Source organism: Citrobacter sp. ABFQG, from assembly GCF_004322975.1.
Taxonomy (GTDB): Bacteria; Pseudomonadota; Gammaproteobacteria; order Enterobacterales; family Enterobacteriaceae; genus Citrobacter; species Citrobacter freundii.
In genome coordinates, this window is the sequence record NZ_CP036435.1 from 1557780 (window position 1) to 1578266 (window position 20487).

The following is a 20487-nucleotide window of genomic DNA, read 5'->3' on the forward strand; positions in this document are numbered from 1 at the left end:
CACCAATAAGGAGATTCTGCATGTTGTTAGACGAGGGCTGGCTGGCAGAGGCGCGACGCGTTCCCTCTCCGCATTACGATTGCCGCCCGGATGACGAAAACCCTTCTCTGCTGGTGGTGCATAATATCAGCCTGCCGCCCGGCGAGTTTGGCGGCCCGTGGATAGACGCGCTGTTCACTGGCACGATTGATCCCAACGCCCATCCTTATTTTGCCGGAATCGCCCATTTGCGCGTTTCGGCCCATTGTTTAATTCGCCGTGATGGTGAAATCGTGCAGTATGTCCCCTTTGATAAACGCGCCTGGCATGCCGGCGTCTCGAGCTATCAGGGCCGTGAACGCTGTAATGATTTCTCAATTGGTATTGAGCTGGAAGGGACGGATACGCTGGCCTATACCGACGCGCAGTACCAGCAACTGGCAGCCGTGACCAATGCCCTGATTACGCGTTATCCGGCTATTGCTAACAATATGACAGGACATTGCAATATTGCGCCCGAGCGTAAGACCGATCCCGGGCCCTCATTTGACTGGGCAAGGTTTCGCGCCCTGGTCACCCCCTCGTCGCACAAGGAGATGACATGACGCTGTTTACAACATTACTGGTGTTGATTGTTGAACGCCTGTTTAAGCTGGGTGAGCACTGGCAGCTTGATCACCGGGTTGAAGCTTTTTTCCGCCGGATTAAGCATTTCTCGATGATGCGTACGGTAGGCATGACTCTTATTGCGATGGGAGTGACGTTTCTGCTACTGCGCGCACTTCATGGGCTGCTGTTTAACGTTCCGTTGCTGGTGGCGTGGATCTTAATTGGCTTGCTGTGCATCGGCGCAGGCAAGGCGCGCCTTCACTATCACGCTTACCTGAACGCGGCCGCTCGCGATGACGCTCACGCTCGTGAGGCGATGGCCAGCGAGCTGACGCTTATCCATGGTGTTCCGCCGGACTGTGACGAGCGTGAGTTCCTGCGTGAACTGCAGAACGCGCTGTTATGGAACAACTTTCGCTTTTACCTGGCGCCGTTATTCTGGCTGATTGTCGGTGGCCCGTGGGGACCTGTGACGCTGGTTGGTTATGCCTTTTTACGTGCCTGGCAGTCCTGGCTGGCGCGCTATCAGACACCGCACCAGCGTCTGCAATCGGGTATTGATGCGATCCTGCATGTGCTGGACTGGATCCCGGTGCGTCTGGCGGGCGTGGTCTATGCGCTGCTGGGACACGGCGAGAAGGCGTTGCCAGCCTGGTTTGCGTCGCTTGCTGATCTGCATACTTCGCAATATCAGGTGCTTACGCGTCTGGCGCAGTTCTCGCTGGCGCGCGAACCTCATACCGATAAAGTCGAAACGCCAAAAGCGGCTGTTTCGATGGCGAAGAAGACCTCATTTGTGGTGGTGGTGATTATTGCGTTGCTGACCATTTATGGGGCATTAGTATAGCGTTGTGCCGGATGGCGCTAACGCTTATCCGGCCTACAATGGAAAAACGTGTAGGCCCGGTAAGCGTTAGCGCCACCGGGCAGTGCAACGGTTTAGTTCGTATCAGCAGGCGGGATGCCAAAATCTGGCATGCCGTTTTCGTCCCAACGCACGAGCTTCAGACGAGTGTGGCGGTTTGGGTCGTACAGCGGATCGCCCTCGATTTCGGTGTAATTTCTCGCGTGATACACCAGCACATCTTCACCTTCTGGCGTTTGCGTAAAGCTGTTGTGTCCCGGCCCAAACTGGCGGTTTTCATAGCTGGTGGTAAAGACCGGGCGCGGTGATTTGTGCCAGTTCTGCTGGTTGAGCGGATCTGCGTCTAAGTCAATCCACAATAATCCCATACAGTAGTTCTCATCGGTAGCGCTGGCGGAATAGCTGATAAACAACTTGTCGCCGTGAACCATGACGGCAGGACCTTCGTTGACCCAAAAACCCCGGCATTCCCAGTCATATTCAGGATGGCTTAGCATGACCGGCTCGCCTTTAATCGTCCATGGATTTTCCAGTTCTGCGAGATAGATATTGGAGTTTCCGTCGATATCGGGCGATTTCTGCGCCCATAGATACCACTGTTTTCCCTGATGGTTAAAGGTGGTGGCATCGAGCGCAAAGGTATCAAACTGCGTTTTAATCTGACCTTTCTCCGTCCACTTTCCGGTCAGCGGATCGGCGTCGGCACATTCGAGCGCAAACATGCGATGCTGGAACATCCCCAGCTTGTCGAGCGACTGTGTGTGGGTGGCGGCAAAATAGATGTACCACTTGCCTGCCAGATGATGGATTTCGGGCGCCCAGATGAGTTGGCTCATGGGGCCGCTTTCTGGCTTGCGCCAGATGATAACCGGGGCGGCAGTGCGCAACCCTTCCAGCGAGTCGGCCCGGCGTATCTCCAGCCGGTCATATTCAGGTACTGAAGCAATGAAATAGTAGTGGCTACCGTCACGTAAGATAAACGGATCGGCACGCTGTTCAATAAAGGGATTTGGCCACTGATTCATTAGGCTTTCCTTACGGTTTCAGTCGTTTTTATATCGTGGTATTCATTCAGTTCACGGTAGTTGGCGCGGCGCTTTTCTAAATCTGTCTGGATTTGCTGCATAAACTCGCGGTCAACTTTCAGCAGACGAACCACGCCTGCAGTAATCAGGTAGCCTGCGCCAGGTATGATGGTAAACAGCAGCATAATACCGTTAATGGCGGAGTCGCTTTGCGTTTTCGCCCCAGCGTCGTAGCCGTACCAGGAGAGCAGGAAGCCAACCATCGCTCCGGCAATCGCCAGGCCCAGTTTCAGGAAGAACAGGTTGCCGGAGAAGCTGATCCCGGTGATGCGTTTACCGGTTTTCCACTCGCCGTAGTCATCGACATCCGCCATCAGCGACCAGTGCAGCGGAGATGGGATCTGATGCAGGATGTTGAGCAGGAAGTAGAGCACCATAATCATCATGGTGGCTTTCGGATCGAAGAAGTAAAACGCGGCGGAGAAAATCGCCAGGATGATATTGGTCCAGAAGAACACTTTAAGTTTGCACCAGCGATCGGTTAACACCTTCGCCAACATGCTGCCGATCATCATGCCTACAACGCCAAGGCTGATAAACAACGTCGCAAATTGTGTACTCTGCTGCATAACCCAGGTCACGTAGTACATGGTGGCAGCCATGCGAATAAAACCCGGACAGACGTTGCACAAGGTTAATAGCAGGATTTTTACCCATTGATCGTTCTTCCATACGTCTTTCAGATCGGCTTTTAAATCGTCATTGGTCTGGACAGCAGGGCGTACACGTTCACGGACGGTTGCAAAGCAAAACAGGAACATACACATGCCGATGAAGGCCAGTACCGCCATCGCCATTTGATACCCTTTGGCTTTGTCTTCCCCGCCGAACCAGTCGGCCATGGGGAGCAGGGTAAGGGAGAGCAGCAGAGTTGCAATTCCTACCAATACAAAGCGATATGACTGGCAGGCGACGCGTTCTTGCGGATCGTTGGTGATGACGCTGCCGAGAGAGCAATAGGGGATATTGATCGCCGTATAGGTAATTGAGAGCAGGAAATAGGTAACAAAGGCATAGATAACTTTGCTGTTATATGTCCACTCAGGGGTGGTAAACATCAGTACGCTGAATAATGCGTACGGGAAAGCCATCCACAAAAGCCATGGACGAAATCGACCATATTTGCTGCGGGTGCGGTCGGCCATTGCGCCCATTATAGGGTCGGTAACGGCATCGATAACGCGTACTGAGAGCAGTAATACGCCGACCAGTGCAGGCGCGAGTCCAAAAATGTCTGTGTAAAAATAGTTAACAAACAACATGATGGCGCCAAAGATGATGTTGCATCCGGCGTCGCCCATTCCATAGCCAATCTTTTCTTTCACCGTGAGCTTACTGGTTTCCATCAACTGCACTCCATGAATGAGATATGGAGAGAATTATTGTCTGGTACCGGTGTTTTTGCGTTGCAGGATAACGCCGCTGATATGGACTAAACAGTCGTGAGTGGGAAAGTGTGAGGCAGGTAACAACCCCCACCTGGCGCAGGTGGGGGAGGAAAAATTAATGTGCTTTAACCGTGCCGGCCGTTTTCTGTTTGAACAGGTAACCAATGCCAAGAATAGCAATCCATACCGGGATTAAGTACACCGAGATCGCCATGCCCGGCGTCATCAGCATAATCACCAGTACTGCAGCCATGAAAATCAGGCACACCCAGTTACCCAGCGGATAGAGCAGCGCCGGGAAGCGGGTGGTAACACCCTGCTGCTGTTTGGCTTTGCGGAACTTCATGTGTGCAAGGCTAATCATTGCCCAGTTGATCACCAGTGCGGAAACTACCAGCGCCATCAACAGGCCAAAGGCAGATTCTGGCGCCAGGTAGTTGATCAGCACGCACAGAGCCGTCACCAGTGCGGAAACCAGAATGGTGTTCACCGGCACGCCGCGTTTGTCGACGTTCATCAGCGCTTTCGGCGCATTGCCCTGCTGTGCCAGACCGAACAGCATACGGCTGTTGCAGTACACACAGCTGTTATAGACAGAAAGGGCAGCAGTCAGCACCACGATGTTCAGGGCATTAGCAACAAACGTGTCGCCCAGCTCGTGGAAAATAAGGACAAACGGGCTGGTATCAGCCGTAACGCGCGTCCACGGCATCAGGGAAAGCAGAACCGCCAGCGAACCCACATAGAAAATCAGGATACGGTAGATAACCTGGTTGGTTGCTTTGGGAATGCTTTGTTCCGGGTTATCCGCTTCTGCTGCGGTGATCCCAACCAGCTCCAGTCCGCCGAAAGAGAACATGATAATCGCCATCATCATCACCAGACCGGTGAAGCCATGCGGCAGGAAGCCCCCCTGGTTCCACAAGTTGCTGACGCTGGCCTGCGGCCCGCCGTTGCCGCTGAACAGCAGCCAGCCGCCGAAGATGATCATCGCGACGACAGCAATGACTTTAATAATGGCGAACCAGAACTCCATCTCACCAAACACTTTCACGTTGGTCAGGTTAATGGCGTTGATAATCACGAAGAAGGCTGCAGCAGAGGCCCAGGTTGGGATCTCCGGGTACCAGAACTGGATATATTTACCGACTGCAGTCAGCTCAGCCATGGCAACCAGCACGTACAGTACCCAGTAGTTCCAGCCAGAGGCGAAACCTGCGAAACTGCCCCAGTATTTATAAGCAAAGTGGCTAAAGGAGCCTGCTACCGGCTCTTCAACCACCATTTCACCTAACTGACGCATAATCAAAAAGGCGATAAAGCCGGCAATAGCGTAACCCAGAATAATACCCGGTCCTGCAGACTGGATAACGGATGCGCTACCGAGGAATAACCCGGTACCAATCGCGCCACCCAGCGCGATTAGCTGTATATGGCGGTTCTTAAGACCGCGCTTGAGCTGATCGCCATGCTGTTGACTTTCCATCATGAAACCTCGTGTGTGGTTTTACTCTTCATATTTCGAGTACTTATTTTTTGAACTACGCAGCAATGCGTGTGTAAGTTTGCAATTCCGTTTGTTGTATTAATTTGTTTACAGATGCTTTTGATAAAATGTTGCCTTAATACTTTTGTCTTGATCAGAATAATGATATGCGAGCGCGAATGCACCTGCTTTATGCGGGGAAGATGAAGAGTTGAATAAAAAGAAACCATTTGTAAGTGCGAGTTTATCTACCACAAAATTTCCATTTTGAATTTCTATTCATTAATAGTGATTTAAGTATCGATAAATAAGCAGGTGAATCGGTTCAGATGAGATAATTTTTCGTTTCAATTCCGTTAAAACTACCTCGAGGTGGGTAAATTTAACATTTGTGCATAGTTACATGTTTGAAACGTTATTTCTGTAATGTTGTTAAAATATGCCTCCTTTACTGATTTCAATCAAAACCTGTATGGACAGAAGGTGAATACTTTGTTACTTTAGCGTCAAGAACATGAAATTGGTAAGACCAATTGACTCCGGGCAAATGGCTTAAGACAGGAAATCATGGCCTACAGCAAAATCCGCCAACCAAAACTCTCCGATGTGATTGAGCAGCAGCTGGAGTTTTTAATTCTTGAGGGGACACTTCGCCCCGGAGAAAAACTCCCACCGGAACGCGAGCTGGCAAAACAGTTCGACGTCTCCCGCCCCTCCTTACGCGAGGCGATCCAACGCCTTGAAGCGAAGGGGTTACTGCTTCGTCGTCAGGGCGGTGGCACTTTTGTTCAGAGCAGCCTGTGGCAGAGCTTTAGCGACCCACTGGTAGAGCTGCTCTCCGACCATCCTGAATCCCAGTTTGACCTGCTTGAGACGCGCCATGCGCTGGAAGGTATTGCAGCTTATTACGCTGCACTGCGCAGCACGGATGAAGACAAAACGCGTATCCGTGAACTCCACCATGCGATCGAGCTTGCTCAACAGTCCGGCGATCTTGACGGTGAATCTGATGCAGTACTCCAGTATCAAATTGCTGTCACCGAAGCGGCACATAATGTGGTGCTGCTCCATTTGCTAAGGTGTATGGAGCCGATGCTGGCCCAGAACGTTCGGCAAAACTTCGAATTGCTGTATGCGCGTCGTGAAATGCTGCCACTGGTTAGCAGTCACCGTACCCGTATTTTTGAAGCAATTATTGCCGGGAAGCCGGAAGAGGCGCGTGAAGCGTCCCACCGTCACCTGGCGTTTATCGAAGAGATTCTGCTGGACAGAAGCCGTGAGGAAAGCCGTCGTGAACGCGCCTTACGCCGCCTGGAGCAACGAAAGAATTAGTGATTTTTCTGGCAGAACGTTAACCAGAAGATGTTGTAAATCAAGCGCCATATAAAGTGCGCGGCAACTAAACGCAGAACCTGTCTTATTACGCTCTCTGACGAGAACGTAATGGGACAGGTTCCAGATAACTCAACGTATTAGATAGATAAGGAATACCCCCATGTCAGAACGTTTCCCAAATGACGTGGATCCGATCGAAACTCGCGACTGGCTACAGGCGATCGAATCGGTCATCCGTGAAGAAGGTGTTGAGCGTGCTCAGTATCTGATCGACCAACTGCTTTCAGAAGCCCGCAAAGGCGGCGTGAAAGTAGCGGCAGGTGCAGGGGCCAGCAATTATGTAAACACTATTGCCGTTGAAGATGAACCGGAATACCCGGGCAATCTGGAGCTGGAACGTCGTATTCGTTCTGCTATCCGTTGGAACGCCATCATGACCGTACTGCGCGCGTCTAAAAAGGACCTTGAGCTGGGTGGCCACATGGCATCCTTCCAGTCCTCCGCAACGGTATATGATGTTTGCTTCAACCACTTCTTCCGTGCACGCAACGAGCAAGATGGCGGCGATCTGGTGTACTTCCAGGGCCACATCTCTCCGGGCATCTACGCACGCGCATTCCTGGAAGGTCGTCTGACTGAAGAGCAGATGAACAACTTCCGTCAGGAAGTACATGGCAAAGGCCTGTCTTCCTACCCGCACCCGAAACTGATGCCAGAATTCTGGCAGTTCCCGACCGTATCTATGGGTCTGGGCCCAATCGGTGCTATCTACCAGGCTAAATTCCTGAAATATCTGGAACACCGTGGTCTGAAAGATACCTCTAAACAAACCGTTTACGCCTTCCTGGGCGACGGCGAGATGGATGAGCCAGAATCAAAAGGTGCGATCACCATCGCGACCCGTGAAAAACTGGACAACCTGGTCTTTGTGATCAACTGTAACCTGCAGCGTCTTGACGGCCCGGTAACCGGTAACGGCAAGATTGTTAACGAACTGGAAGGCATCTTCGCAGGCGCTGGCTGGAACGTTATCAAAGTCATGTGGGGCGGTCGTTGGGATGAGCTGCTGCGTAAAGACACCAGCGGTAAACTGATCCAGCTGATGAACGAAACCGTTGACGGCGACTACCAGACCTTCAAATCCAAAGATGGCGCATACGTACGTGAGCACTTCTTCGGTAAATACCCGGAAACCGCAGCACTGGTTGCTGACTGGACTGATGAGCAGATTTGGTCTCTGAACCGCGGTGGTCACGATCCGAAGAAAGTTTACGCTGCACTGAAAAAAGCGCAGGAAACCAAAGGCAGAGCAACTGTAATCCTGGCCCATACCATTAAAGGTTACGGCATGGGTGACACCGCTGAAGGTAAAAACATCGCTCACCAGGTTAAGAAAATGAACATGGACGGCGTGCGTTATATCCGCGACCGTTTCAACGTTCCTGTGACCGATGAGCAGGTTGAAAACCTGTCTTACATCACCTTCCCGGAAGGTTCTGAAGAGCACACTTATCTGCACGCTCAGCGTCAGAAACTGCATGGCTACCTGCCAGCTCGTCAGCCGAACTTCACTGAGAAGCTGGAACTGCCGGCTCTGGAAGACTTCGGTGCGCTGCTGGAAGAGCAGAACAAAGAAATCTCCACCACTATCGCTTTCGTTCGTGCCCTGAACGTGATGCTGAAGAACAAGTCGATCAAAGATCGTCTGGTTCCGATCATCGCTGATGAAGCACGTACTTTCGGTATGGAAGGTCTGTTCCGTCAGATCGGTATCTACAGCCCGAACGGTCAGCAGTACACCCCGCAGGACCGTGAGCAGGTTGCTTACTATAAAGAAGACGAGAAAGGTCAGATCCTGCAGGAAGGTATCAACGAACTGGGTGCTGGCGCATCCTGGCTGGCTGCTGCGACCTCTTACAGCACCAACGATCTGCCGATGATTCCGTTCTACATCTACTACTCCATGTTCGGGTTCCAGCGTATCGGTGACCTGTGCTGGCAGGCAGGCGACCAACAGGCTCGTGGCTTCCTGATTGGTGGTACTTCCGGTCGTACGACGCTGAACGGTGAAGGTCTGCAGCACGAAGATGGTCACAGCCATATTCAGTCTCTGACTATCCCGAACTGTATCTCTTACGATCCGTCTTACGCGTACGAAGTTGCGGTCATCATGCACGATGGTCTGGAGCGTATGTACGGTGAGAAACAAGAGAACGTTTACTACTACATCACCACGCTGAACGAAAACTACCACATGCCGGCAATGCCAGCAGGTGCCGAGGAAGGTATCCGTAAAGGTATCTACAAACTCGAAACCCTCGAAGGTAAGAAAGGTAAAGTTCAGCTGCTGGGCTCCGGTTCTATCCTGCGTCACGTCCGTGAAGCAGCACAGATCCTGGCGAACGACTACGGTGTAGGTTCTGACGTTTACAGCGTAACCTCCTTCACTGAACTGGCGCGTGATGGCCAGGATTGTGAGCGCTGGAACATGCTGCACCCGATGGAAACTCCGCGCGTTCCGTACATCGCTCAGGTGATGAACGACGCTCCGGCAGTAGCATCTACTGACTATATGAAACTGTTTGCCGAACAGGTTCGTACTTATGTACCGGCTGATGATTATCGCGTACTGGGTACCGACGGTTTCGGTCGCTCTGACAGCCGTGAAAACCTGCGTCACCACTTCGAAGTTGATGCTTCCTACGTGGTTGTAGCGGCCCTGGGCGAACTGGCTAAACGTGGCGAAATCGATAAGAAAGTGGTTGCAGACGCAATCACCAAATTCAACATCGATGCAGATAAAGTTAACCCGCGTCTGGCGTAAGAGGTAAAAGAATAATGGCTATCGAAATCAATGTACCGGACATCGGGGCTGATGAAGTTGAAATCACCGAGATCCTGGTCAAAGTGGGCGACAAAGTTGAAGCTGAACAGTCGCTGATCACCGTAGAAGGCGACAAAGCCTCTATGGAAGTTCCGTCTCCTCAGGCTGGTATCGTTAAAGAGATCAAAGTCTCTGTTGGCGATAAAACTGAGACCGGCAAACTGATCATGATTTTCGATTCCGCCGACGGTGCAGCAGCAGCTGCACCTGCTCCGGCAGAAGAGAAGAAAGAAGCGGCTCCGGCAGCAGCACCTGCTGCTGCGGCGGCGAAAGACGTACACGTACCGGACATCGGCGGCGACGAAGTTGAAGTTACCGAGATCATGGTTAAAGTGGGCGACACCGTTGCGGCTGAACAGTCTCTGATCACCGTTGAAGGTGACAAAGCGTCAATGGAAGTTCCGGCACCGTTCGCGGGTACCGTTAAAGAGATCAAAATCAACACCGGCGACAAAGTGTCTACCGGTTCCCTGATTATGGTCTTCGAAGTAGCGGGCGCAGCGCCTGCTGCTGCACCGGCTCAGGCGGCTGCTCCAGCAGCAGCGGCGGCTCCGGCTGCTTCCGGCTCGAAAGAAGTTAACGTACCGGATATCGGCGGTGACGAAGTCGAAGTCACTGAAGTGATGGTTAAAGTGGGCGATAAAATTGCCGCTGAGCAATCACTGATCACCGTTGAAGGCGATAAAGCGTCAATGGAAGTTCCGGCACCGTTCGCGGGCACCGTGAAAGAAATCAAAATCAGCACCGGCGACAAAGTTAAAACCGGTTCTCTGATTATGGTCTTCGAAGTCGAAGGCGCAGCACCTGCAGCCGCTCCAGCACAAGCAGCTGCTCCGGCTCCGGCCGCAGCACCAGCGCCTGCGCAAGCCGCAGCTCCGGCCGCGAAAGCGGAAGGCAAATCTGAGTTTGCTGAAAACGACGCTTACGTTCATGCAACACCGCTGATTCGTCGCCTGGCGCGCGAATTCGGTGTGAACCTGGCGAAAGTGAAAGGTTCTGGCCGTAAAGGTCGTATCCTGCGTGAAGACGTTCAGGCTTACGTGAAAGACGCTATCAAGCGTGCTGAAGCGGCTCCGGCTGCAGCAGCAGGCGGCGGTATCCCGGGCATGCTGCCTTGGCCGAAAGTGGACTTCAGCAAGTTTGGTGAAATCGAAGAAGTGGAACTGGGCCGTATCCAGAAAATCTCTGGTGCTAACCTGAGCCGTAACTGGGTGATGATCCCGCACGTTACTCACTTCGATAAGACCGATATCACCGATCTGGAAGCGTTCCGTAAACAGCAGAACGCCGAAGCTGAAAAACGTAAACTGGACGTGAAATTCACCCCAGTAGTCTTCATCATGAAAGCCGTTGCCGCAGCTCTGGAACAGATGCCGCGCTTCAACAGCTCCCTGTCTGAAGACGGTCAGCGCCTGACCCTGAAGAAATACATCAACATCGGTGTAGCGGTTGATACTCCGAATGGTCTGGTTGTTCCGGTCTTCAAAGACGTGAACAAGAAGAGCATTACCGAGCTGTCTCGTGAACTGACCGTGATCTCCAAGAAAGCGCGTGATGGCAAGCTGACTGCTGGCGAAATGCAGGGCGGTTGCTTCACCATCTCCAGCATCGGTGGCCTGGGTACTACCCACTTCGCGCCGATTGTGAACGCGCCGGAAGTGGCTATCCTCGGTGTCTCCAAGTCCTCTATGGAGCCAGTGTGGAACGGTAAAGAGTTTATGCCGCGTCTGATGATGCCGATTTCGCTCTCCTTCGACCACCGTGTAATTGACGGTGCGGATGGTGCGCGCTTTATCACCATCATCAACAACATGCTGTCTGACATTCGCCGCCTGGTGATGTAAGCGAAAAAGCCGGCCCGACGGCCGGCTTTTTTCTGGTAATCTCATGAAGTCAGTGAGGTTATTGTGCGAAAGACAAATCGGTTGCCGTTTGTTGTTTCAAAATTGTTAACAATTTTGTAAAATACGGGCGGATAGAACGACCCGGTGGACGACGGGTATAAATTAAGAGGTCATGATGAGCACTGAAATCAAAACTCAGGTCGTGGTACTTGGGGCAGGCCCTGCAGGTTACTCTGCTGCCTTCCGTTGCGCAGATTTAGGTCTGGAGACCGTCATCGTAGAACGTTACAGCACCCTCGGTGGTGTTTGTCTGAACGTCGGCTGTATCCCTTCTAAAGCGCTGCTGCACGTAGCAAAAGTTATCGAAGAAGCCAAAGCGCTGGCTGAACACGGTATCGTTTTTGGCGAGCCGAAAACCGATATCGACAAGATTCGTACCTGGAAAGAAAAAGTTATCACTCAACTGACTGGCGGTCTGGCTGGTATGGCCAAAGGCCGTAAAGTGAAAGTGGTTAACGGTCTGGGTAAATTTACCGGGGCGAACACCCTGGAAGTTGAAGGCGAAAACGGCAAAACCGTAATCAACTTCGACAACGCGATCATCGCGGCGGGTTCCCGTCCGATCGAACTGCCGTTCATTCCGCACGAAGATCCGCGCGTGTGGGACTCCACTGACGCGCTGGAACTGAAAACTGTTCCTAAGCGCCTGCTGGTTATGGGCGGCGGTATTATCGGTCTGGAAATGGGTACCGTGTACCATGCACTGGGTTCAGAGATCGACGTGGTTGAAATGTTCGACCAGGTTATCCCAGCTGCCGACAAAGACGTGGTTAAAGTCTTCACCAAGCGCATCAGCAAGAAATTCAACCTGATGCTGGAAACCAAAGTGACCGCCGTTGAAGCGAAAGAAGACGGTATCTACGTTTCCATGGAAGGCAAAAAAGCCCCTGCCGAAGCTCAGCGTTACGATGCTGTGCTGGTAGCTATCGGTCGTGTACCGAACGGTAAAAACCTCGACGCGGGCAAAGCTGGCGTTGAAGTTGATGACCGTGGCTTCATCCGCGTTGACAAACAGTTGCGCACCAACGTGCCGCACATCTTTGCTATCGGCGATATCGTCGGTCAGCCGATGCTGGCGCACAAAGGTGTTCACGAAGGTCACGTTGCCGCTGAAGTTATCGCCGGTAAGAAACACTACTTCGATCCGAAAGTTATTCCATCCATCGCGTACACTGAACCAGAAGTTGCATGGGTTGGCCTGACTGAGAAAGAAGCGAAAGAAAAAGGCATCAGCTACGAAACCGCCACCTTCCCGTGGGCTGCTTCTGGCCGAGCTATCGCTTCTGACTGCGCAGACGGTATGACCAAACTGATTTTCGACAAAGAATCTCACCGTGTGATCGGTGGTGCGATTGTCGGTACCAACGGCGGCGAGCTGCTGGGTGAAATCGGTCTGGCGATCGAAATGGGCTGTGACGCTGAAGACATCGCGCTGACCATCCACGCTCACCCGACTCTGCACGAGTCCGTTGGTCTGGCAGCTGAAGTGTTCGAAGGTAGCATCACCGACCTGCCGAACCCGAAAGCGAAGAAAAAGTAATCTTCCCGCTTTTGTGAAAACGCCTCTTCGGAGGCGTTTTTTTTCCCGAAAGCTACCAGTTCTGGTAGTCATCTTATTGATATCTCCACTAAAAAAAATTGCGCAACTGCCGATACTTTTTTCGCCATTGTGTGGCTACTGGCCGCGCGGTTAAGAGGCTCTGGACTCTCTATTACACGAAAAAAGGAAAATACATGTCTTTAAAAAAAATCGCGGTTGTTGGCATGATTGTCGCGACAATGACACTGACCGGTTGTGGCGCGATGACCACCGCCGTTAAAAAACGTAACCTTGAAGTGAAAACGCAGATGAGTGAAACCATCTGGCTGGAGCCTTCCAGCGAGAAGACCGTCTACATTCAGGTAAAAAATACCTCTGACAAAGACATGAGTAACCTGCAAACCCTGCTGGCAAATGACCTGTCCGCTAAAGGTTATAAAGTGACCAGCTCACCAGACAGCGCTTATTACTGGGTACAGGCGAACGTATTGAAAGCGGACAAAATGGATCTGCGTGAAGCTCAGGGCTTCCTGAAAACGGGTTATGAAGGTGCCGCGATGGGCGCAGCGTTGGGTGCGGGGATTACCGCCTATAATAGCAACTCTTCTGGTGCGGCGCTGGGTGTTGGTATCGCGGCGGGGCTGATCGGCATGGCTGCGGATGCGATGGTGGAAGACGTAAACTACACCATGGTCACTGACCTGCAGATCTCTGAACGCAGCAAAGCGAAAGTGACAACGGATAACGTTGCGGCGTTGCGTCAAGGGACATCCGGTATCAAGTTGCAAACCAGCAGCGCGCAAGGCGATCGTGCAAAATATCAGACTCGCGTCGTGTCTAATGCTAACAAAGTGAATCTGAAGTTCGAAGAAGCGAAGCCGGTTCTGGAAGCTCAGTTGGCGAAATCTGTCGCTAACATCCTGTAATTTGCTGTGGGTTGCCGGGGGGCGGCTACGCCTTACCCGGCCAACTAATCTTTCGAATTGGTATCAGGGCGCTACGGGCTGCCAGGTTTTATCCGGATGGAATGTGGTTAACGCCTGTGCTTTTTGCTGAGAATCAACGCCGAGATCGGCCTGATAGACTTTATCATCACCGTTAATCATAAAACTCATCACGCCGGTGTGATCATAGCTAACAGGCCAGGCCACCATGGCAAAACCGCTGGTTTTGTCGGGAAGGATACGAAAATGATAGCCGTGATAGCCCGTGCCAGGTTCCTGTGGACTAAAGGCCGGGCCGAGCGGGCTTGGCGCTTCGCCGGGTGAAACAGGCCAGTACAGACCATCTTTTTTCCCTTCAGAACTGACAATCTTTTGCGCGTATTTCTGGTTCATCGCAAAATAGCTCTGCTGGGCATCTACATAAGCGTGTAACGCCTCGATAGCCGCGAGTTCGTTTCGTCCAATCTCACGGGTCAGGATCTCTTCGGCCGCTTCCTTGATATCAAATTGCCAGCCTGAAGCGTTTTTGACGACCGGGATTGGCAATTGCCAGTCGCTATCCCCGACCACCAGATGCGCGGTATTGCCGTCGACAACGGTATTATGGCGAACCTTCCAGTCGCGCAGGAAACGATCAACCGCATCAGGATCGACGCCTTCTGGCGGTAGAAAATCACGCCAGTTTTCCCCGAGCAGGTTGCTCATTGCACTTTCATTTTGCTCACTAATCGCGTTTGCCAGCGCATCGGTCGCCTGGTCTGGTGTGCTGAAAGATTGTTGTGCCATCGCGGCAGCCGAAACCATGAACAACACCATTCCACTGAGTAGTTTATTTTTCATGTCGGTTCCCTTAACGATGACGGAATTCACGGTGTTCAGCACGCCCGCCAGAAGGCTGGCGCGATGGCTGATTACGGGCGACCTGCCGGCTCTGTGCCCCTCGCTGTTGCTGCGCCTGCCAGTTGGCGGAGCGACTGTCGTTCCCGCTCAGCGCATTGGCGCGTGGCTGGCTGGTCCGTTGTTGAAGATTGCGCTGCTGCGCCGGTTGCGTGACCCGTTTCTCCTGTCGCTGGGCGACTGCCTGACGATTCTCACGTTGCTGTGTGCTTGTCCGTTTCGCGGTTTGCGGTTTGGTATCGTAACCACGGTAGTTATTACGTTGGGAAATTTGCTTCAGCTGTTGGCTGGATGCCTGACGCTGGGCGTCTTTCGTGCCCGTACGCGCCGTCTGCGGGAATGTTTTTCCCGTTGATTTTTCCATTTGGCTCATCGCAGCCTGGCGTTGGCTATCACGGTTGACCGGTCTTTGCTGGGTTGAACTTAAACCTGTAGCCGTGTTAGTGGAGTGGAAGCGGTTATTGAGCTGGTTATTTGGGTATGGCACACCCTCACGATAGGCCGGGTTGTGCTGCCAGGTACGGTTGGCGTCTGTCAGTCGTTGCCCACTGATTTTATTAAAGTTATCAACGTTAATATTGATGTTGTTATCACCATTACGGTTATAGCCGCCATGGTTATCCCAGTCATCATTATGATGGTGATCGTCGTCGTCATCCCAGTCGATGTTGCTGAAGATGGCATAGGTTGTGGCAACACCGAGGCTGAAGCCTAAACCATTAACGAAGCTGTTACCAAACTGCTCACCGGGCGTTGGCGGCAGATAGGTTGGCGGATAGGCGGTGTTCGGCCAGGTACCGTAAACCGTATTCGGGTTATAGGTAGGAACGTACACCACCTGCGGATCGGCGGATTCAATTTTGATTACCGTTGGAGCCGGTGGGGCCGTCGATTGAACTGTTACTCCTTCTTGAGTTTGGGTACGAGGAGGAGGCACATTTTTCACACTCGTGGTGACTGTCTGCTGCGGTGTCGATTGCAACGCGCCGGTCTGTTGCGCCAGTGCACGCAGGCGTTGAACGGAATCCATAACATCTTTTGGCTGCGCAAGGAAAGCATCGCCCAGACTTTGTACCCACGGCGGATTTTCACCCATCAGCGACATCAACTGAGGAAAGGCGACCAGCGATTTCACGCTGGGATCCCAGGGCTGGCTGGCAACGGCCTGAATGGCGGCATCGCCCTGCATTTTGGGATTGTCTTTTGACCACTGTGCGGCCTGGATGACGTTAGCCGGATAGGTTGAGGCCATCAAAATTTGCGACAGCAGCGAGTCTGGATAGAGTGCGATAGGTGCAACCCACTGATCGATTTGTGCTGCCGAGTAGGTTGGTGCCACGACGGGCGCTGTTTGGTCGGCCGGGGCAGGGGCCGCTATTGGCGCTGGAGCCGGTGCTGACGGTTGCTGTGCAACGGGGGCCGGAGCCGCAGGCTCCGTAGCACGACTTTTAACGAACATCACGCCTGAGGCGGCAAACAGCCCGACACTGCACAAAAGGACAAGCAGATGTGGATTAAGGGGCAACTTCATAAAATGACTCCAACGAGACAAGCGCTGTGCCGTGAGGCGTTCCTGTTGCCGCGAGTATTATTCACCCGTGTTAGACAGTTTTGACTTTTATTGGGGATTCACCCGGTAGGTCCGGAAAAAGAGTGTGAGGATTTATTACACAATTATATCTGATGGCTGAAAAGTCGCTGGAAAATTCAGCATCTCGCGCTTGAAAATCAACCGTTTCAGGGTGGTTTTAGGTAGCCTGAATTGCGTTCCGCCTTGCCGCTACACCATTCTTAACGATTCAGCCAATTTTTTATGTTGCTTTTTTGTAAACGGATTAACACTTAATGAAAATCCTGTTATTGTGCCTTATGCGGTACCGGGCATTTACCCTACTAACTACTGTCTCACAGGAGCGTGAAGAGAATCGCCCATCTACAAAAGCGCCGCATTATGACAATGAGAGCGAGGAGATATCGTCGTGCTAGAAGAATACCGTAAGCACGTAGCTGAGCGTGCTGCCCAGGGGATTGTGCCAAAACCTTTAGACGCAACCCAAATGGCCGCACTTGTCGAGCTGCTGAAGACCCCGCCTGTGGGCGAAGAAGAATTCCTGTTAGACCTGTTGATCAACCGTGTTCCTCCTGGCGTAGATGAAGCCGCTTATGTTAAAGCTGGTTTTCTCGCTGCCGTCGCGAAAGGCGACACCACCTCCCCGCTGGTTACCCCAGAAAAAGCCATTGAACTGCTGGGCACCATGCAGGGTGGTTACAACATTCATCCGCTGATCGACGCGCTGGATGACGCCAAACTGGCACCGATTGCCGCCAAAGCGCTCTCTTCAACGCTGCTGATGTTCGATAACTTCTACGATGTGGAAGAAAAAGCCAAAGCGGGCAACGAATATGCGAAGCAGGTAATGCAATCCTGGGCCGATGCCGAATGGTTCCTGAACCGTCCGGCTCTGGCTGAAAAAATCACCGTTACCGTCTTTAAAGTGACCGGTGAAACCAACACCGATGACCTCTCTCCGGCACCGGACGCATGGTCCCGCCCAGATATCCCGCTGCACGCGCTGGCGATGCTGAAAAACGCCCGTGAAGGCATCGAACCGGATCAGCCGGGCGTAGTTGGCCCGATCAAACAGATCGAAGAATTGCAGAAAAAAGGTTACCCGCTTGCTTATGTGGGTGATGTTGTCGGTACCGGTTCTTCGCGTAAATCCGCGACCAACTCCGTGCTGTGGTTCATGGGTGACGACATTCCTCATGTGCCGAACAAGCGCGGCGGCGGCCTGTGCCTCGGCGGCAAAATTGCACCTATCTTCTTCAACACCATGGAAGATGCGGGCGCACTGCCGATTGAAGTGGACGTGTCGAACATGAACATGGGTGACGTGATTGACGTTTACCCGTTCAAAGGCGAAGTACGCAACCACGAAACAGGCGAACTGCTGGCCAGCTTTGAGCTGAAAACCGAAGTCCTGATCGACGAAGTACGTGCCGGTGGTCGTATTCCGCTGATCATCGGTCGTGGCCTGACCACCAAAGCGCGCGAAGCGCTGGGTCTGCCGCACTCAGACGTCTTCCGTCAGGCGAAAGACGTGGCGGAAAGCAGCCGTGGCTTCTCCCTGGCACAGAAAATGGTTGGCCGTGCCTGCGGCGTGAAAGGTATCCGTCCGGGCGCGTACTGCGAACCGAAGATGACCTCCGTGGGATCTCAGGATACCACCGGTCCAATGACCCGTGACGAACTGAAAGACCTGGCGTGCCTGGGCTTCTCAGCTGACCTGGTGATGCAGTCCTTCTGTCACACCGCTGCCTATCCGAAGCCGGTGGATGTCAATACGCACCATACGCTGCCAGACTTCATCATGAACCGTGGCGGTGTCTCCCTGCGTCCGGGCGATGGTGTTATCCACTCCTGGCTGAACCGTATGCTGCTGCCGGATACCGTAGGTACTGGTGGTGACTCCCATACCCGTTTCCCTATCGGGATCTCCTTCCCGGCAGGTTCTGGTCTGGTGGCGTTTGCTGCAGCGACCGGCGTGATGCCGCTGGATATGCCGGAATCGGTACTGGTGCGCTTCAAAGGTAAAATGCAGCCGGGTATCACTCTGCGTGACCTGGTTCACGCCATTCCGCTGTACGCGATCAAACAGGGTCTGCTGACCGTTGAGAAGAAAGGTAAGAAGAACATCTTCTCTGGCCGCATCCTTGAAATCGAAGGTCTGCCGGATCTCAAAGTGGAGCAGGCGTTCGAACTGACCGATGCTTCCGCAGAGCGTTCTGCTGCGGGCTGTACCATCAAGCTGAACAAAGAGCCGATCGTTGAGTATCTGAACTCTAACATCGTTCTGCTGAAGTGGATGATCGCGGAAGGCTACGGCGACCGTCGTACGCTGGAACGTCGTGTGCAGGGCATGGAAAAATGGCTGGCGGATCCGCAGTTGCTGGAAGCCGACGCTGACGCAGAATACGCGGCGGTGATCGACATTGACCTGGCTGACATCAAAGAACCAATCCTGTGTGCACCGAACGATCCGGACGACGCGCGTCTGCTGTCTGACGTACAGGGTGAGAAGATTGACGAAGTGTTCATCGGCTCCTGTATGACTAACATCGGCCATTTCCGTGCCGCAGGTAAGCTGCTGGATGCGCACAAAGGCCAACTGCCGACGCGTCTGTGGGTGGCTCCGCCAACCCGTATGGATGCGGCACAGCTGACCGAAGAAGGTTATTACAGCGTGTTCGGTAAGAGCGGTGCGCGTATCGAAATTCCAGGCTGCTCTCTGTGCATGGGTAACCAGGCGCGTGTCGCCGACGGCGCAACGGTGGTCTCGACCTCTACTCGTAACTTCCCGAACCGTTTAGGTACCGGGGCAAACGTCTACCTGGCTTCTGCGGAGCTGGCGGCGGTTGCGGCGCTGATCGGCAAACTGCCGACGGCGGAAGAGTACCAGACCTATGTGGCGCAGGTGGATAAAACTGCCGTGGATACTTACCGTTATCTGAACTTCGACCAGCTGTCTCAGTATACGGAGAAAGCCGATGGTGTGATTTTCCAGACCGCGGTGTAATGCGCTAACGCGTTTTGTGTAAAAACACATCAATGCCCGGAGAAGTCTGCTTCTCCGGGCATTTTTATTTCTATTCCTTATACCCACTACGCTTTTTTTCTGCCGCGCTGCTGCGATAATTACAGCAAGGCGCGATGCGGTATTGGCGCATTGCCGGGAGTAGAGGAAGACATTATGGATTACGAATTTCTGCGCGATATTACCGGGGTGGTAAAAGTGCGTATGTCCATGGGCCACGAGGTGGTGGGGCACTGGTTTAATGAAGAAGTGAAAGAAAACCTGGCCTTACTTGATGAAGTGGAGCAGGCGGCGCGTGCGGTTAAGGGCAGTGAGCGCTCCTGGCAGCGAGCAGGGCATGAATACACGCTCTGGCTGGATGGCGAAGAAGTGATGGTTCGCGCTAATCAGTTGGAGTTCTCTGGAGATGAGATGGAAGAGGGGATGAGCTATTACGACGAAGAAAGTTTTTCGCTTTGTGGTGTAGAGGACTTTCTTCAGGTTGTGGCGGCATACCGCGAATTTGTGCAACAGCGTTAATTCATGCGGAGCCAGCGGGCTCCGCTATGTCTGTTACTTCACGTACGCCAGCAGGCTTAAAGAATCACGCGCCAGTGCTTTGCATTTCTTTGCCGTGGGGATGCCGATACCGCTGAGATCGCGGTAGCTGTCTTCACCCAGCGCTTTCATATTGAAGGTGTCGTAATTACTCAGATCCCACTGGTTTTGCTGGGCAAAAAAGACCAGTGCGCGACGAATCTGCCCATTAGGCAAATTCTGGTATCCACAGTCATTTTTCAGAAAAACAAAAACTGCCGTTAAATCGGCCATATCTTCGGCTTCGGACTCGCTAAGCGCGTAGCTGTTTGCGCATACGGCCATCAGGCTACCGAACAAAACTGTTCTGAAAAACGTCTTCATTGCTTCTACCACTGCATCACGGAATTTAAACGTTAGCATACTGCGAGCGAAGCGACGACCTTTATTATTAGCCGTT

At 52.8% G+C, this 20487-nt stretch carries 15 protein-coding genes; 9 read left to right on the forward strand and 6 right to left on the reverse strand.

The features are described from left to right. The first annotated feature begins 20 nt into the window (after nt 1-20). Complete coding sequence (gene ampD, locus WN16_RS07550) at nt 21-584, forward strand: 1,6-anhydro-N-acetylmuramyl-L-alanine amidase AmpD (protein ID WP_003018719.1); 564 nt, start codon at nt 21-23, stop codon at nt 582-584. Next, complete coding sequence (ampE, locus tag WN16_RS07555) at nt 581-1435, forward strand: beta-lactamase regulator AmpE (protein WP_003018711.1); 855 nt, start codon at nt 581-583, stop codon at nt 1433-1435. Before ampD ends, ampE begins: the two co-directional genes overlap by 4 nt. Nucleotides 1436-1527: 92 nt before the next feature. Here ampE and WN16_RS07560 read toward each other — a convergent pair whose 3' ends face one another. The 3 genes from WN16_RS07560 to aroP all read right to left on the reverse strand — a co-directional run bounded on the left by WN16_RS07560 (nt 1528) and on the right by aroP (nt 5415). Continuing rightward, complete coding sequence (locus WN16_RS07560) at nt 1528-2478, reverse strand: family 43 glycosylhydrolase (protein WP_044698973.1); 951 nt, start codon at nt 2476-2478, stop codon at nt 1528-1530. Next, nucleotides 2478-3884 (reverse strand): MFS transporter, encoded by a 1407-nt coding sequence (locus WN16_RS07565; protein ID WP_003845756.1) that lies wholly within the window; start codon nt 3882-3884, stop codon nt 2478-2480. Before WN16_RS07565 ends, WN16_RS07560 begins: the two co-directional genes overlap by 1 nt. 157 nt (nt 3885-4041) lie before the next feature. Further along, on the reverse strand, nt 4042-5415 hold the full coding sequence (aroP, locus tag WN16_RS07570; RefSeq protein ID WP_085951556.1) for an aromatic amino acid transporter AroP: 1374 nt from the start codon (nt 5413-5415) through the stop codon (nt 4042-4044). 564 nt (nt 5416-5979) lie between these two features. Between aroP and pdhR the strand changes: the two genes are divergently transcribed. From pdhR to traT, 5 genes are all read left to right on the forward strand, one after another. Then, entirely contained in the window at nt 5980-6744 is a 765-nt protein-coding gene (gene pdhR / locus WN16_RS07575) for a pyruvate dehydrogenase complex transcriptional repressor PdhR (RefSeq protein ID WP_003018699.1), read from the forward strand. Between the two features lie 163 nt (nt 6745-6907). Further along, entirely contained in the window at nt 6908-9571 is a 2664-nt protein-coding gene (gene aceE, locus WN16_RS07580) for a pyruvate dehydrogenase (acetyl-transferring), homodimeric type (protein WP_003845758.1), read from the forward strand. A 14-nt stretch (nt 9572-9585) separates the two neighbouring features. After that, nucleotides 9586-11475, forward strand: a complete 1890-nt coding sequence (aceF, locus tag WN16_RS07585; RefSeq protein ID WP_003018689.1) for a pyruvate dehydrogenase complex dihydrolipoyllysine-residue acetyltransferase — start codon at nt 9586-9588, stop codon at nt 11473-11475. 175 nt (nt 11476-11650) lie between these two features. Beyond that, nucleotides 11651-13075 carry a dihydrolipoyl dehydrogenase gene (lpdA, locus tag WN16_RS07590; RefSeq protein WP_003018686.1) on the forward strand — a complete coding sequence of 475 codons (1425 nt, stop codon included), beginning with the start codon at nt 11651-11653 and terminating at the stop codon, nt 13073-13075. Between the two features lie 194 nt (nt 13076-13269). Then, nucleotides 13270-14001 carry a complement resistance protein TraT gene (traT, locus tag WN16_RS07595; RefSeq protein WP_003837465.1) on the forward strand — a complete coding sequence of 244 codons (732 nt, stop codon included), beginning with the start codon at nt 13270-13272 and terminating at the stop codon, nt 13999-14001. Between the two features lie 63 nt (nt 14002-14064). Here traT and WN16_RS07600 read toward each other — a convergent pair whose 3' ends face one another. Further along, complete coding sequence (locus tag WN16_RS07600) at nt 14065-14859, reverse strand: DUF2950 family protein (RefSeq protein ID WP_016149562.1); 795 nt, start codon at nt 14857-14859, stop codon at nt 14065-14067. Between the two features lie 10 nt (nt 14860-14869). Continuing rightward, nucleotides 14870-16447, reverse strand: a complete 1578-nt coding sequence (locus tag WN16_RS07605) for a DUF3300 domain-containing protein (protein ID WP_088169044.1) — start codon at nt 16445-16447, stop codon at nt 14870-14872. A gap of 448 nt (nt 16448-16895) precedes the next feature. Here WN16_RS07605 and acnB point away from each other — a divergent pair, with 448 nt between their 5' ends. Continuing rightward, a complete protein-coding gene (gene acnB, locus WN16_RS07610) occupies nt 16896-19493 on the forward strand; it encodes a bifunctional aconitate hydratase 2/2-methylisocitrate dehydratase (protein WP_003829483.1) in 2598 nt (865 codons plus the stop codon). Nucleotides 19494-19667: 174 nt separating this feature from the next. Then, nucleotides 19668-20030 carry a protein YacL gene (gene yacL, locus WN16_RS07615; RefSeq protein WP_003018670.1) on the forward strand — a complete coding sequence of 121 codons (363 nt, stop codon included), beginning with the start codon at nt 19668-19670 and terminating at the stop codon, nt 20028-20030. Nucleotides 20031-20063: 33 nt separating this feature from the next. Here yacL and WN16_RS07620 read toward each other — a convergent pair whose 3' ends face one another. Further along, nucleotides 20064-20411 (reverse strand): YacC family pilotin-like protein, encoded by a 348-nt coding sequence (locus WN16_RS07620; protein ID WP_003018667.1) that lies wholly within the window; start codon nt 20409-20411, stop codon nt 20064-20066. Between the last annotated feature and the right edge of the window lie 76 nt (nt 20412-20487).